The organism is Pandoraea bronchicola, assembly GCF_902459805.1.
Taxonomy (GTDB): Bacteria; Pseudomonadota; Gammaproteobacteria; order Burkholderiales; family Burkholderiaceae; genus Pandoraea; species Pandoraea bronchicola.
Genome location: NZ_CABPST010000013.1, coordinates 125,981 through 140,168, shown reverse-complemented (window position 1 = coordinate 140,168; position 14,188 = coordinate 125,981). Strand labels below are relative to the sequence as shown.

Here is a 14,188-nt window from a genome sequence, read left to right as displayed (position 1 = left end):
ACGTGACGAACGCGATCGTTCCAGCGATCACGTTTGCCACGTGTCATTTTTCACATGACGAGATTGACGGCGCGATATACGTGATTAGCGTTTACAGAAATGTTCCGAAATATTACACTTCCGGCCCGTAATGAGAATCCGTCTCATTATCAAAAACGATAACCGTGCGTTGCCCGGCCTGCGAAGTGTCCGACGGTGACGCCACTGCCGGAACACACGTATGTCCACCGCTTTCCAGACGCGCCAGCGTCTGCTCGCCTCCGCCTGCGCCCTTGTCGTCGCCGGCAGCGTCACCACCCTGAGCGCTCACGCACAAACGGCACAGCCGGTCCCGGCCGCGTCGCCGGATTCGTCAAATTCGCCGGCCAACGGGCAGACGTCTGCCACGTCCGCCACGTCCGCCGTCACCCTGCCGACCACGCAGGTCAACGACAATGCGGTGCCATCGCCTATGCAGACGAAGACGCTGCCGTCTTACAAGTTCGTCGCCCCACTGCGTGACACGCCGCGTTCGATCACGGTCATTCCGGAAGAACTGATCAAGCAGACGAACGCCACGACGTTCGCCGACGCGCTCAAGATCGTGCCCGGCATCACCTTCATCGGTGGCGACGCCGCCGCGAACCCGTCGGCAGACCGTCCGGTCATTCGTGGCTTCGAATCGCGCAACTCGATCTTCGTCGACGGCATGCGCGATTCCGGCGTGCAGAATCGCGAGACGTTCGACATCGAGAACATCAGCGTCATCAAGGGCCCGGATTCGGTCTATGCCGGACGCGGCGCCGTCGGTGGCAGCATCGACATCACGACCAAGACCCCGCGTCTGGAAGACTTCACCAACGCGAGCCTCGGCCTCGGCACCAACAGCTACAAACGTCTGACGATGGACGTGAACCGTCAGGTCAACGATCAGACGGCCGTGCGCCTGAACGTAATGGGCCACGACGCCGATCAGGCCGGCCGCAGCAACGTCTACAGCAAGCGCTGGGGCGTGGCGCCGTCGGTGGCGTTCGGCCTGAACAGCCCGACCACCGTGACGGTGAGCTACTACCACCTGAACTCGTACGACATGCCGGACTTCAGCGCGCCGTTCCGCTCGGCAGGCGGCACGCCGGACGGGGGCTTCCAGCGCAATCAGTTCTACGGCCTGAATACTCGCGACTATCGCCGTGGCCAGACCGACACCGGCGAAATCAAGGTCGAACACCGGATCAACGATACGTGGAAGATCAAGAACACCACGATGGTCGGCCGCTCCACGCTCGATTACGTCGCCACGAACCCGCAGTTCCAGTCGGCCGCATCGAACATCATTTCGCTGCAAGCCAAGAGCGGGAAGTACGCGACCAACAGTATCGCCAACCAGACCGAACTCACGGGCAAGGCCACGCTGTTTGGCTTCGAGCACACGCTCACCGGTGGCGTCGAATTCAGTAACGAGCAAACCCGCTACGAGGGCTATCTCGTTGCCGACAGCGCGGGCAACAACATCCGCTCGGGCGGTCCGTGCTCGGTGGCTTACAACTGCACGACCATCGGCAACTGGAATCCGGACAACCCCTGGACCGGCAGCCTCGTGCTCAACGGCGACAAGAGCTTCCCGGGCGCTGCGACCAACACGCGCACCGACGTCGCGTCAGCCTACCTGTTCGACAGCGTAAAGCTCTCGGATCGCTGGCTGATCAACGCCGGCGCACGCTTCGATCGCTTCGACGTACACGCCGTGCAAGCGGGTGCGCCCGACCTGAAGAACATCTCGAATCTGTTCAGCTTCCAGTTGGGCGTGATCTACAAGGTGCTGCCGTCGCTAAGCCTGTATGCGTCGTACGGCACGTCGGCCAACCCGCCGGGGGCGAACAGCGGCCTGGGTGGCGGTACCGACCAGCTCACCACGACGAACAAGAACCTTGCGCCAGAACGCAGCCGCAACATCGAAGTCGGTGCGAAGTGGGATGTCATCGATCAGCGCCTGTCACTCACCGCCGCGCTGTTCCAGACGGACAAGACGAATGCGCGCGTCTCGGATGGCCTCGGCGGCACGATCAACGCGGGCAGCCAGCGCGTGCGCGGTGCCGAACTCGGCTGGGCTGGCAGCCTGACGAACCACTGGCGCGTGTTCGGCGGCTATTCCTATCTGAACGCGATCACGACCGACGCCGGCCCGGGCGCCGCCCCGGGCTCGAATGGTCTGCCGATGGTGATGGTGCCCAAGCACAACCTCACGCTGTGGACCGACTACGAAGTGATGCCGAAATTCACGCTCGGCGCGGGCATGACGCTCTCGAGCCTCACCTACGCGTCGGTATCGTCCACCACGCGCAAGTGGACCCCCGGTTATGCACGCTTCGATGCCATGGCGACGTACCGCGTATCGCGCGCCGTCGATCTGCAACTGAACGTGCAGAACATCTTCGACAAGAAGTATTACTCGAGCGCCTACCCGATCTACGCCACGTGGGCCCCGGGCCGCACCGCCATGCTGACGCTGAACTTCCATCAGTGATCGCCCTTCGGTAAACCGGAAACGGGGATACGGGCACCATGCCCGGATCCCCGTTTTGCTTTCCCTCTCTCGCAGCGACCAAGGTCGGCCGCATTCGCAATCGGCTTGCGAACGACGGCGTTACTCCGTGATGGGTGACAGTGTGCCCATCGAGCCCTGCTGATAACGACGCGTGAGTGTGACGAGATCGCTTTCGTCACGCGCAGCGAAGTTGCCGCGATAGACCACAGGTTCGCCGAGCGGCTCGCCACCCGCGAGCATCAGGCGGGCACCGCTGCGCCCGGCCAGTTGCCATACGCCGGGCGGCAGAAGCAAGGCCTGCGCCCCGCCCCCCTCCGCGCGCAACGCGTGACCGGCAAGCGCCGCCTCGCCCTGCGCAATCAGCGCCATCCAACGACGGCCATCGCACGGAATGTTCAGCGTGCGCAATTCATCGTCGCGCCAATCGAGCTGCAACAACGTGGTGCGCTCACCTTCCGCACGCGCCACCACACGCTCGCCCCATTGGCCGCAGACCAGCGTCAGATCGACAGCGCCTTCGCACCAGCGTGGCATGGCGTCCGCACGGACCACGGTCTGCCCGGGGGCACCGTGTGCGTGACGCCCCGCACGATTGACGATCATCCGTACGCCGCGCACCGTGGCGCGAGCGTCATCGGGAACATCTTCATGCACCGTGCCGCAGTTGGCTTCCAGCCAGAGCAAATCGCCGGGACGCACCGCATCGTCGCCGCCATGGGCGTGACGGCAGCGCAACGAGGTCGCCGATTCAGGGAACAGGTAGGTTGCCACCCCACATCCCGCATGCGGATGCGGCGGTATGCAAGCGCCGTGGCGGCGGAAGATGTCGATCGACAGAAACGGGTCCGTCTCGTCGACCTGATCGAAAACACCCGCCCCCGCTGCGGCCGCACATCGGCCGGGACGGGAGACGGGAAGCACGCGCGGCGTGGCGCTCGCGTCGGCATGGGCGGCCTGACGCTTTGTCTGACGCGGATGCAAGGGCGCCGGATTTGCCATTGAGAAGACCTGCGCGTGCGGGGGACAGCGGTAAGTGACGGCGTCGGCCCGAAGGCTCAGAGCGCAGCGATGGCTTCGCGAGCGTTCGCGAAGCCGGCCGCGGCCGACTCCGGACCACGTGCCAGCCCTTCGGCGAAGATGAACGTCACGTCCGTCATGCCGAGGAAGCCAAGAATCGTCTTGAGGTACGGCGTCTGGCTGTCAGCCGGCGTGTCCTTGTAGTTGCCGCCGCGTGCAAACGCCACGATCACCTTCTTGCCCTGAATCAGGCCTTCCACGCTGCCGTCTTCACGGTAACGGAAGGTCACGCGGGCACGAGCGATCCAGTCGAAGTACGCCTTGAGTTGCGTCGGCACCTGGAAGTTGTACAGCGGCACACCGAACACCACATAGTCGGCGGCCTGAATTTCGGCGATCAGCTCGTCGCTGCGCGCGATGATGGCCTTCTGTTCGGCCGAGCGCTGATCTTCCGGCGTGAAAAATGCGCCGATCACGGCTTCGTCCAGATGCGGCACGCCGTCAGTCAGCAGGTCACGCACAACGACCTTGGCACCGGGGTGCTTCGCGACCAGTTGCGCCACCGATTCGTTAGCGAGCGTGGTCGAGTTAGCGCCTTGCGAGCGGGCGGCGGAATTGATTTGCAGAATCGTGGTCATTTCAGTGGCTCCTGAGCCTGGGGTTCGATAATCCGTGCGCACCGGCCCCGATCTCGGGAATGCCGTGAATGGTGCGCCGGCTTGAGATGAATTCTAGTTACCCCCAAAAATGAAACAAGCCGGTAAAATCGAATTGTTTGTTCCCTTTTTGGAACAATCCCTGTCGATCCATTTTCCTTGCCGGATGGCCCGCCAGATGACCGCATTCACCAGGAGCGAGGAGCGCGCGCGATGATTGACGATCTGAATGACATGCTGATCTTCGCGGAGGTCGTGCGTTCGGGCAGCATCACACGTGCTGGCGAGCGGCTCGATCTGCCCAAGGCGACGGTGAGCCGGCGCCTGTCGCGGCTCGAGGCACGTCTTGGCACGAAGCTGCTGCACAAGACCACGCGCCGCCTTGAACTGACCGAGGTGGGCGAGGCGTACTACGAGCGTTGCCTGCCGATTCTCGAAGAGGTGGAAGAGACGCGAGACTTCGCCTCGCAGCTCTCGAGCAAGCCGCGCGGACGTCTGCGAATTACCGCGCCAGGCGACTTCGCCGCGCAGTGGCTGGCGGTTCCGCTCGCGACCTTCTGCGCCGCCTATCCCGAGATCACCGTGGATGTCGATCTGAGTTCACGTCAGGTCGATCTGATTGCCGAGCGTATCGACGTCGCCATTCGTGCCGGGCAACTCTCCGATTCCACACTCGTGGCGCGGCCACTGCTCATGCTCACGCGCAGTCTGTATGCGAGCCCGCTATACCTGAGCGCTACGGGCCTGCCTGCCTCGCCCGACGAACTGGCGGGACATCGTTTCGTGATCCTGCAAGGCGCACGCCGTCTGTTCAACTCGGACACCCTGCACAGGGGCCGCCAACGCGCGGACATCACCATGCACGGCGCGATTCAGGTCAACAGCATGGGGATGGTCAAGGAGATGGCGCTGGCCGGCAGCGGCATCGCAGCGCTCACGGACATTCTGGCCGAGGACGCATTGCGCACGGGCCGTCTCGTGAAAGTACTGCCGGAGTGGTCGTTACCGGCAAGCCCGGTGCATCTGGTCACGCCGTCGCGACGCTTTCTCCCGCGCAAGACGCAGGTTTTCATCGAGCATATGCTCGCGGTCGCGAGATCGTGTCCGGAAGAGAACCGCGACCCGGCAGTGCCGGGCCCGGTAGAAGGTTAAACCTCGCGCACGCGGCGCGGCACACACGAAGTGATCGTACGCGTCAGGCCGACAGCCATTTCTCGCGGCGCTGTGCGGCGGCGCGGTCCCGCGTCTCGGCGATGCGGTACTGCGAGATCTCCGGCGTGTCGAGTGTGAGCGCAGTCTCGCGCAGTTCATCGCGCCGGAAGGCGTGAACCGTCACCCGGTCGCCCGGGCGATACCGTTCCAGCAGCTTGTCGATGTTGCCCGGCGTCACGCGAAGCCCGTCGATGGCGACGAGCGCATCGCCCGCCGACAGCCCTGCGGCTTGCGCTGCCCCGCCGTCGAGCACCTGAGCGAGCGTGAGATCGTCACCGCGCTTGGCGGTCTTCGCGCCCAGTGCAGGACGGCCATCCTCCGGCGTCACCGGTGCCAGCGTGAGGCCAACGCGCTCGAGCAGTGCGGCGAGCGGCAAGTCACGCGTGCCGTTGATCGCCGTGGCGAAGAATTCCGATAAATCGAGTCCCGAAATCTCTTCAAAGAGCGGCTGCACCGCGTCTTCGTCGATGCCCACGGGCGAGCCGCGATAGAAATCGCGGCCATAACGTTGCCACAACGCACGCATGATGTCGTCGAGCGACTTCTGTGCACGGGTTTGCGAACGGATCGTCAAATCGAGAGCGAGCGCGACCAGCGAACCTTTCGTGTAATAGCTGACGATCGCGTTCGGTGCGTTTTCATCCTGACGGTAGTACTTCGTCCAAGCATCGAACGAACTTTCTGCCACGGTCTGCTTGAGACGGCCGCTGCCGCGCAGCACGCTGGCCACTGTCTTGGCGACAAGCTCGTAATACGCCGCCGCGTCAATCACACCACTGCGCACCAGCATCAGATCGTCGTAATACGACGTGAAGCCCTCGAACAGCCACAGCAGACGCGTGTAGCTCTCCTGATCGAGTTTGTACGGTGCGAACACTGCCGGCTTGATGCGCTTGACGTTCCACGTATGGAAATACTCGTGGCTCACCAGACCGAGGAAGCCGCGATAAGCGTCGCTCATGCGCGCCTGGCCCTGCACCGGCAGGTCGTTGCGGCTGGCGAGCAATGCCGTGGACGCACGGTGCTCCAGACCACCGTAGCCGTCACCGGCCGTCATCACCAAGAAGACGTAACGCGACATCGGCACACGCGAGCGTGAACTGGCGCCCGGCTCGAACAACCGGATCTGCGCTTCGCAGATCTTCTTCATGTCGCGCAACAGACGATCCAGATCGAGATTCGGCACCGGTCCGGTGATGGCGACTTCATGCGTCACGCCGCAGGCCTTGAACGTGCCATGCACGAACGTACCCATCTCGACCGGCGAGTCGATCAACTCGTCATAGTCGAGCGCCAGATAGCGGCCGAAGTCGAGCGCGGCCGTTCCCTGCGCCGGTTCAAGTGCAGTCGCGACACGCCACGCCTTGAACGCCGCGCCGCGCGGACGCAGCACGTCCACCTCGCACGGCGCCTGCGCCTGACCTTCCACACGCAGGAACACGCTCGTGCCGTTGAAGAAGCCGTGCGTGTCGTCGAGATGCGCAGCACGCACCGACAGATCCCACGCATATACCTCATAGGTCACGATCAGCGTGCCCTTGCACGGCGCCGCCTGCCACGTATGCTTGTCGAGCTTGTCGAGCGCGACCTTGCGGCCACGGCAAGTCGCCCCGATCGTCACGATATTGCGAGCGAACTCGCGCACCATGTAGCTGCCCGGAATCCACGCGGGCAGCGTGAAACGCTGCCCTTCGGGCGCGGGATTCGAGACCGTGACAGTCACTTCGAACAGATGGGCGGCGGGCGACTTCGGAACGATCGCATACCGGATGGCGGGCAAGACAGACGTGGCTTTCATGACGTGGCGGCTTCTTGTTGTCGGGAAGATCGGGCGCTGGGCAGGCGGTTACTTGACCGTGGCGAGCGCCTTCTCCAGTTCTTCGGCAGGCACGGCGCCCGGCAGACGGCGGCCGTCGGACAGGATGATCGTCGGCGTGCCCGTCACGTTGTACTGGTGGCCGAACGCCACGTTCTGCTTGACGGCCCCGTCGTCGCACTTGGCGGTGGGCGCCGGGGGCGCCTTCTTGTCGAGCATCCAGTCGTGCCACGCCTTGAGCGGGTCGGAGGCACACCAGATCGCCTTCGATTTGGCGTCCGAGTCCGGGCCGAGTACCGGGTAAAGGAAGGTGTAGACGGTGACGTTGTCGAGCTTCGAGTTCTTGATCGTGTCTTCGAAGCGTTTGCAGTACGGGCAGTTCGGGTCGGAGAACACGGCGACCTTGCGGCTGCCGTTGCCCTTCACGTATTTGATGGCGCGATCGAGCGGCAGCTTGGCGAAGTCGACCTTGTTGAGCTCCGACTGACGCGCTTCGGTCAGGTTCTGACGTGTCTTCGTATCGACGAGGTTGCCGCCAAGAATCACGTATTGGGCTTTCTCGTCGGCATACATGATCTCGCCGCCGATCGACACTTCGTAGAGTCCCGGAATGGGCGTGCGCGCCACCGACTTGATCGGCGCATCCGCGCCGAGCGTTTTCTGCACGGCCGCCTTCACCCGGTCGAGCGAAGCGTCAGCCTTGTTCTGCGCAACGGCGGACGCCGTAAAAGTGGCGGCGCAGACTGCCGCCAGACCGAACGCTGCGAGCGCCGCGGCGCGATATCGTTGCAACATCGAATGTCTCCAGAAGTGTGTCGAGGCAGCAGCGCGGCGGTCAGATCCGGTGTTCACCGGAATTGCCGGCACTGCCGCCCAAAGGGGTCAGCCCAGGGCACGGCCGATCAGGAATTTCTTGACGAAAGGCAGCATGTTCACGCTGTCGAGCCCCGCGTTGCGGACGAATTTTGCGAGCGGGCTGCTCGTCGAGAACAGCTTGTGCAAGCCGTCCGTGGTGAGCGCCATGCTGCCGATATCTTCCTTGCGGGCACGCTCGTAGCGACGCAATACCGCCGCATCGCCACAGTCGCGGAACGATTCGCGGCCGGCGAGCGCATCGCCAAGCGCCGCCACATCGCGCAGCCCGAGGTTCATGCCCTGACCGGCGAGCGGATGCACCACGTGCGCCGCATCGCCGACCAGCGCCACGCGCGGCGCGATCAGGCGCTTGGCCTGAGCGAGCACGAGCGGAAAGCCCTGGGCCCGCGCTGAGACTGGTGTGAGACGGCCAAGTTCACCGTTCGAGAACGTGCCGACGCGATCGGCCAGCGCTTGAGGCTCGAGGGCAAGCAAGTGTTTGGCGTGATCGACGGCGGCCGACCAGACCAGCGAGACGTGCTGATCGGGCAGCGGCAGCAGTGCGATGATTTCGCCGTCGTGGAACCACTGGAAAGCGGTGTCGCGGTGCGCACGCTCCGCACGGAAGTTGCACACCACGCCGAGTTGTTCGTAGGGGCGCACGGTGCCGTCCAGCCCGGCAGTGCTGCGCACCCACGAGTGAGCGCCGTCGGCACCGACCACGAGAGACGCTCGCAGCGTCTTGCCGTCCGACAGGCGCACCGAAGCGGCGGCGGCATCGACTTCGAGCGCATCGGCGCGGGCGTCGAGCCATTGCACTTGCGGCGAGAACCGAAGCGCGGCGTCGAGCGCGCGCTCAAGATTCGACGATTCGGCAATCCAGGCGAGTTGCGGCACTGCAGCCTGATACGCAGAGAAGTGAAGGCTGCCGCGTTCGTCCCCGAAGACTTCCATGTCGTAGACGGGATTCACGCGCGCGGGGTCGACCGCCTGCCATACGCGCATGCGCTCGAACAGCGCTTGCGAGCTGGAAGACAGCGAGTAGATGCGAGCGTCCCACATGTCGCCGCCGCCCGGCGAGGCGACGGCCGGCTGGGCGAGCAGTGCGACGGACAGGCGAGCCTGCGAGAGCAGCAGGGCGGCAGCCTTGCCGACCAGACCGCCACCGACGACGACGACATCGTGGGTTTGGCTGGAGGTTTGCGTTTGAGACATGCGGCGAATGCAGCGCCAGCGCCTGAATCGCGCGAGCCGGCTGGTTCAGAAAACGAGATGGCGTATTGTCGCACGCCTGCCGCGCCTGCGACGTCCGGCCGCCGGGGGCCCGCTGCGACGCAGCGTCGCGTGTCATGTCCCAGCGCTATACTTCCGCGCATATCGATTACCGACACGGAGCCCTCTTATGCGTCTCGACAATGAATCCGAAAGCCAGAACGTCGAAGATCGCCGGGGCGGCGGTTTCGGCGGACGCACCACCGTCGGCATCGGCACGATCGTGGTGGCGCTGGCCGCTTCGTACTTCTTCGGGATCGACCCGCGCGTCATCATTCAGGGCTCGCAGATGATTCAGGGACAGACGCAGTCGCAGCCCCAGTCCTCACCGAACGCCGCGCCAGCCAACGATCCGAAGACGGTCTTCACCCGCAAGGTGCTCGGCAACATCGAGCGCACCTGGGAAACCGTGTTTCCGCAGCAACTGAACCGTCAGTACGTGCCGCCGAAACTGGTGCTGTTCTCGGGAGCGACGCCCACGGCCTGCGGCACCGGACAAACGGCGATGGGGCCGTTCTACTGCCCGGGCGACAGCAAGGTCTACATCGATCTGGCGTTCTATGACGAATTGCAGCAGCGCTTCGGCGCCGGTGGCGACTTCGCGCAAGCCTATGTCATCGCGCACGAAGTGGGTCATCACATCCAGAATCTGCTGGGCATTTCGGAGAAGTTCGACGAAGTTCGCCGTCGTGCCAGCGAAGCGCAAGCCAATGCACTGTCGGTGCGTCTGGAGTTGCAAGCCGATTGCTTCGCCGGGGTCTGGGCGAACAATGCCGCGAAGGCAAATCAGCAGTTGCTGGAGCCGGGCGACGTCGAACAGGGTCTGAAGGCGGCCGCAGCCATTGGTGACGACCGGTTGCAACAGCAGTCGCAGGGCCGCGTGGTGCCGGAGTCGTTCACGCACGGCACGAGCGCCCAGCGGGTGTACTGGCTGCGTCAGGGGCTGCAGTACGGTGACGTGCGCAAGTGCGACACGTTCTCGGCCAAGCAATTGAGTTGAGTTCGGCGCCGGGGCGGGGACACGGGGGGTTAAGGGCGTCGTTGGAGGCAGAACGGGTACAATAGCGGACTTTCCGCGACGCAATCACCGACGCAACGACCGGCGAATGCAACGGCGCATATATCGGATTAGACAGGATTTAGCATGAGCCTCAAATGCGGCATCGTCGGCTTGCCCAACGTCGGCAAGTCGACCCTTTTCAACGCACTGACCAAAGCGGGCATCGCCGCCGAGAACTATCCGTTCTGCACCATCGAGCCGAACGTCGGCGTGGTGGAAGTGCCGGACCCGCGTCTGGGCAAGCTGGCCGAGATCGTCAAACCCGAGCGCATCATGCCGGCGACGGTGGAATTCGTGGACATCGCCGGTCTGGTGGCTGGCGCATCGAAGGGCGAAGGGTTGGGCAACCAGTTCCTCGCCAACATTCGCGAAACGGACGCCATCACGCACGTCGTGCGCTGCTTCGAGGATGAGAACGTCATCCACGTGGCGGGCAAGGTGAACCCGATCTCGGATATCGAAGTCATCAACACCGAACTGGCGCTGGCCGATCTGGGCACCGTCGAAAAAGCGCTGCAACGCTATTCGAAGGCCGCCAAGTCGGGCAACGACAAGGAAGCCGCCAAGCTCGTGGCCGTGCTCGAGAAGGTCGTGCCGGTGCTCAACGAAGCGCGTCCGGTGCGCTCGCTCAAGCTCTCGGACGACGAGCAGGCGCTCATCAAACCATTCTGCCTGATCACGGCCAAGCCGACGATGTACGTCGCGAACGTGAAGGACGACGGCTTCGAGCACAACCCGCATCTGGACGCCGTGCGCAATTACGCCGAAGCGGAAAATGCGCCGGTGGTGGCCGTGTGCGCGGCCATCGAAGCGGAAATTGCCGATATGGAAGACGCCGACAAGGCGGAATTCCTGGCCGATATGGGCATGGAAGAACCGGGCCTGGATCGCGTGATTCGCGCGGGGTTCAAGCTGCTGGGCCTGCAAACGTACTTCACCGCTGGCGTGAAGGAAGTGCGCGCGTGGACGATCCATGTGGGCGACACCGCCCCGCAGGCCGCCGGCGTGATCCACACCGATTTCGAGCGCGGCTTCATCCGCGCGCAGACCATCGCCTTCGACGACTACATCCAGTACAAGGGTGAACAGGGCGCGAAGGAAGCCGGCAAGATGCGCGCCGAAGGCAAGGAATACGTCGTGCACGACGGCGACGTGATGAACTTCCTGTTTAACGTCTGATTGGATCAAGCCATTTCACGCGATTGCATCTGCTTGCAGGCGCATCACTGAAATCCACGCAGAGCCCCGTGAATATGGGGCTTTTTCATTTCAACTCGTTGCATGCAACGACACTTGATAGCGCTACGTAAGTGAGCACGGGCGTGTATACGGATCTTGCACCGGACCAATGAAGGTGTATACGACGAAGCCCTGAGGACGAACAGGAGAGCTTCACGATGCTGACAGACGCCCAGTGCCGAGCCGCCAAGCCCAGAGAAGGCATCTACCGCCTCAATGACTACAAGGGGCTCTACCTAGAAATCAAACCCAACGGCATCAAGGACTGGCGCTATCGGTTCAAGCTCAATGAAAAGTCTTCGTGGTTCGCACTTGGCGACTGCCCCAACGTGACGCTCGGCGAGGCCAGAGAGAAGTGTGAAGCGGCACGGAAGCTGGTCAGGGAGGGCATCAGTCCCGTCCAGACCCGCCAGATCGAACGCATCAAGCGCGAGCAAGACTCAGCGAACACGTTCGAGGCCGTCGCCAGTGAGTGGCAGGCTCTGAAGGACTGGGAGGAAGTGACCAAGAAGCGCCGGCGCGACACGCTGGAGCGCGTGGTCTTCCCGTCGATTGGCAAGCTGCCGGTACGTCGGATCACTCCGACCCACGTCCTCGACATTCTCAACAAGACGGTCAAGCGCGGTGCACCAACGGTGGCAGCTTAAGCCAAGCGGACCATGTCTGGCGTGTTTGAGCATGCGGTCGCAACCCTGCGGGCTGACACTGACCCAGTTTGGCCGGTTCGCAAAGCGCTGCCACCCAACAAGACGCAACACAAACGAGCCCTCAGCGCGGAGGAGGTCGGCCAGCTACTGAACGACTTCGATGGACATGGCGGCAACTTCCAGACCATCAAGGCCTTCCGGCTGATGTGGCTGGCGCTCAGCCGCCCGAACGAATCCGTCCAAGCAGAGTGGGTCGAGTTCGACCTGGACAAGGCGCTCTGGACCATTCCTGCACGCCGGATGAAGGCGCGGCGAGAGCACATCGTTCCGCTACCGACTCAGGCGGTCGAACTTCTCAAGGCCATGCATCCGATCACGGGGCACACGAAGTTCGTTTTCCCGAACCGCGATGACCGCCAGCGCCCAATGGCTGACGCGGCGTTGCGGCAGGCGCTCAAGAAGCTCGGCTGGGCGACCAAATACAGCCCGCATGGCACGCGCACCACGGGCAGCACTCGGCTCAGTGAGATGGGCTACCGGCCTGACGCCATCGAAGCCCAGCTTGCGCATGCGGAGCCGAATAGTGTCCGGCGCACATACAACCACGCCACCTACCTGGACGAGCGGCGGGTAATGATGCAAGACTGGGGGGGAAAACTGGAAATTTGGAAAGCAGCCGCACAGGCAGGGAATTAATTTCGAATATCCTCAAGCCCAGTGCTCAGATGAATTTACGCCGTTCGGTTTCGCCGTTCCAGATGGTTCCATGAAGGAAGGTATCCCGCTCTTCTGGCGTAGTTAATGGGAAGCTGGCATATTGGGTATGAGCCATTAGTTTCAGATCCTCTGCCCATTGCTGACGCATTTCTTCCGATTCCAGCCTTTCGCCACTTAGCGCCTCCGGCGGGAACAAATCAGTAAGCTCACGTGGCGGGGCGTTTACAGTGCGAAGGCGAGAGCGGATATTAGCCGAGGCTACTTCTACCATCACTCCCGAAATGTCTTTCTGCAGCAATTGCTCCAAGACCTTAATACGCTTCCTGGCCGCGAAGTTGGTTTCCTTCAACTGCTCGTTGTAGTGCGGCTGGAAATGCCGGATCAAGGCTGCTTCAGCTAAAGCAACTTGTGCATGCCTGGAAAGCGTTAAAGCCCGCATGTTGTCCAGATGCGTTCTTTCCTCCTCCACACTTGATCGCGGCTCGGCTTGAAGATCTCCTCCTGTGCTCATGAAAACTCGGCGATGTTCAAAGCGGTAGAGCAACAGCAACACTTCTGAGGCAGGCCGGTATGTCGTCGCCTCGGCGAGGATTCTCTGCAATGTAGAGTGGTTGAGGAGTCGATCCAGCGCAGTTCGCCGCTGCGATCTTCCAATACCTTGGCCGACATAGACTACTTCAAGATCACAGTCTTCGTAGCTCAGGGGCGAATCGGCATTGGCGATCACAGCATGCGCTGGCACCTGCATCGAACCTCGATGTGTCTCGACAATGAGGTGTGTACCAGATGGCAAGACCCCAACGCCTCTCACAGAGTCTCCGCTACGCTGTAATGTCTTCACCAAGTCCCAGCAGAAGGGAATTTGCACCCAGCCGTTTTCTCGTCTGACTATAAAATCGCCATGAAGAATATTGTCGACAAACGATACTCGTTCCGACTGAATTAGTATTCGCTCTCGAGTTGCAATGACATAGAGATTACAGTCAGCGATGGCGTCTCTGAAATTCTGATTGTTCCTTCCGTCGTACAAATCTGCCGGGGTAAGGGCGATGGGCAGGCTCGAATAGAGGTGTACGCTGCCTTCTGTAACGAATAGGCGCTGCGTCTCCGGCATAATGTTAAAAGCTCCTATACCAATTTCCCTCCAGCCAATCGGCTTCGGGACGCTATGCC

At 62.5% G+C, this 14,188-nt stretch carries 12 protein-coding genes; 6 read left to right on the top strand and 6 right to left on the bottom strand.

Annotated features, from left to right (window positions below; translation table 11 throughout):
* Positions 1-220: 220 nt before the first annotated feature.
* Positions 221-2,503 carry a TonB-dependent receptor gene (locus tag PBR20603_RS20455; RefSeq protein WP_150561282.1) on the top strand — a complete coding sequence of 761 codons (2,283 nt, stop codon included), beginning with the start codon at positions 221-223 and terminating at the stop codon, positions 2,501-2,503.
* A gap of 120 nt (positions 2,504-2,623) precedes the next feature.
* Here the strand turns inward: PBR20603_RS20455 and PBR20603_RS20450 are convergent, their stop codons facing one another.
* Together PBR20603_RS20450 and PBR20603_RS20445 are read right to left on the bottom strand one after the other, a co-directional pair.
* Positions 2,624-3,523 carry a pirin-like C-terminal cupin domain-containing protein gene (locus tag PBR20603_RS20450; RefSeq protein ID WP_150561281.1) on the bottom strand — a complete coding sequence of 300 codons (900 nt, stop codon included), beginning with the start codon at positions 3,521-3,523 and terminating at the stop codon, positions 2,624-2,626.
* A gap of 56 nt (positions 3,524-3,579) precedes the next feature.
* The gene (locus PBR20603_RS20445) at positions 3,580-4,179 is read right to left on the bottom strand and encodes an FMN-dependent NADH-azoreductase (protein WP_150561280.1); all 600 of its coding nucleotides are present in this window, start codon (positions 4,177-4,179) and stop codon (positions 3,580-3,582) included.
* Between the two features lie 231 nt (positions 4,180-4,410).
* On the opposite strand from PBR20603_RS20445, the gene PBR20603_RS20440 reads away from it, so the two are divergent.
* Positions 4,411-5,349, top strand: a complete 939-nt coding sequence (locus PBR20603_RS20440) for a LysR family transcriptional regulator (RefSeq protein ID WP_150561279.1) — start codon at positions 4,411-4,413, stop codon at positions 5,347-5,349.
* A gap of 43 nt (positions 5,350-5,392) precedes the next feature.
* On the opposite strand, the gene PBR20603_RS20435 is transcribed toward PBR20603_RS20440, so the two are convergent.
* From PBR20603_RS20435 to PBR20603_RS20425, 3 genes are all read right to left on the bottom strand, one after another.
* Positions 5,393-7,189 (bottom strand): M61 family metallopeptidase, encoded by a 1,797-nt coding sequence (locus PBR20603_RS20435; RefSeq protein ID WP_150561320.1) that lies wholly within the window; start codon positions 7,187-7,189, stop codon positions 5,393-5,395.
* A 66-nt stretch (positions 7,190-7,255) separates the two neighbouring features.
* Entirely contained in the window at positions 7,256-8,020 is a 765-nt protein-coding gene (locus PBR20603_RS20430; protein ID WP_150561278.1) for a DsbC family protein, read from the bottom strand.
* A gap of 87 nt (positions 8,021-8,107) precedes the next feature.
* Positions 8,108-9,295: a UbiH/UbiF family hydroxylase gene (locus tag PBR20603_RS20425; protein ID WP_150561277.1), complete on the bottom strand. Its 1,188-nt coding sequence runs from the start codon at positions 9,293-9,295 to the stop codon at positions 8,108-8,110.
* A gap of 187 nt (positions 9,296-9,482) precedes the next feature.
* Between PBR20603_RS20425 and ypfJ the strand changes: the two genes are divergently transcribed.
* From ypfJ to PBR20603_RS24405, 4 genes are all read left to right on the top strand, one after another.
* Positions 9,483-10,352 carry a KPN_02809 family neutral zinc metallopeptidase gene (gene ypfJ / locus PBR20603_RS20420; RefSeq protein WP_150561276.1) on the top strand — a complete coding sequence of 290 codons (870 nt, stop codon included), beginning with the start codon at positions 9,483-9,485 and terminating at the stop codon, positions 10,350-10,352.
* A gap of 144 nt (positions 10,353-10,496) precedes the next feature.
* On the top strand, positions 10,497-11,591 hold the full coding sequence (gene ychF, locus PBR20603_RS20415; protein ID WP_150561275.1) for a redox-regulated ATPase YchF: 1,095 nt from the start codon (positions 10,497-10,499) through the stop codon (positions 11,589-11,591).
* 218 nt (positions 11,592-11,809) lie between these two features.
* Entirely contained in the window at positions 11,810-12,298 is a 489-nt protein-coding gene (locus PBR20603_RS24410) for a tyrosine-type recombinase/integrase (protein WP_246174881.1), read from the top strand.
* A 12-nt stretch (positions 12,299-12,310) separates the two neighbouring features.
* A complete protein-coding gene (locus PBR20603_RS24405; RefSeq protein ID WP_246174880.1) occupies positions 12,311-12,994 on the top strand; it encodes a tyrosine-type recombinase/integrase in 684 nt (227 codons plus the stop codon).
* Between the two features lie 25 nt (positions 12,995-13,019).
* Here the strand turns inward: PBR20603_RS24405 and PBR20603_RS20405 are convergent, their stop codons facing one another.
* Positions 13,020-14,129: a hypothetical protein gene (locus PBR20603_RS20405; RefSeq protein ID WP_150561274.1), complete on the bottom strand. Its 1,110-nt coding sequence runs from the start codon at positions 14,127-14,129 to the stop codon at positions 13,020-13,022.
* Positions 14,130-14,188 lie beyond the last annotated feature (59 nt).

Bases quoted from the DNA above. Each gene is read 5' to 3' on its own strand.
- PBR20603_RS20430 (WP_150561278.1), bottom strand. From the start codon at position 8,020: ATGTTGCAACGATATCGCGCCGCGGCGCTCGCAGCGTTCGGTCTGGCG.
- PBR20603_RS20455 (WP_150561282.1), top strand. From the start codon at position 221: ATGTCCACCGCTTTCCAGACGCGCCAGCGTCTGCTCGCCTCCGCCTGC.
- PBR20603_RS20440 (WP_150561279.1), top strand. From the start codon at position 4,411: ATGATTGACGATCTGAATGACATGCTGATCTTCGCGGAGGTCGTGCGT.
- PBR20603_RS24410 (WP_246174881.1), top strand. From the start codon at position 11,810: ATGCTGACAGACGCCCAGTGCCGAGCCGCCAAGCCCAGAGAAGGCATC.
- PBR20603_RS20425 (WP_150561277.1), bottom strand. From the start codon at position 9,295: ATGTCTCAAACGCAAACCTCCAGCCAAACCCACGATGTCGTCGTCGTC.
- PBR20603_RS20405 (WP_150561274.1), bottom strand. From the start codon at position 14,129: ATGCCGGAGACGCAGCGCCTATTCGTTACAGAAGGCAGCGTACACCTC.
- PBR20603_RS20450 (WP_150561281.1), bottom strand. From the start codon at position 3,523: ATGGCAAATCCGGCGCCCTTGCATCCGCGTCAGACAAAGCGTCAGGCC.
- ypfJ (WP_150561276.1), top strand. From the start codon at position 9,483: ATGCGTCTCGACAATGAATCCGAAAGCCAGAACGTCGAAGATCGCCGG.
- PBR20603_RS24405 (WP_246174880.1), top strand. From the start codon at position 12,311: ATGTCTGGCGTGTTTGAGCATGCGGTCGCAACCCTGCGGGCTGACACT.
- PBR20603_RS20445 (WP_150561280.1), bottom strand. From the start codon at position 4,179: ATGACCACGATTCTGCAAATCAATTCCGCCGCCCGCTCGCAAGGCGCT.
- ychF (WP_150561275.1), top strand. From the start codon at position 10,497: ATGAGCCTCAAATGCGGCATCGTCGGCTTGCCCAACGTCGGCAAGTCG.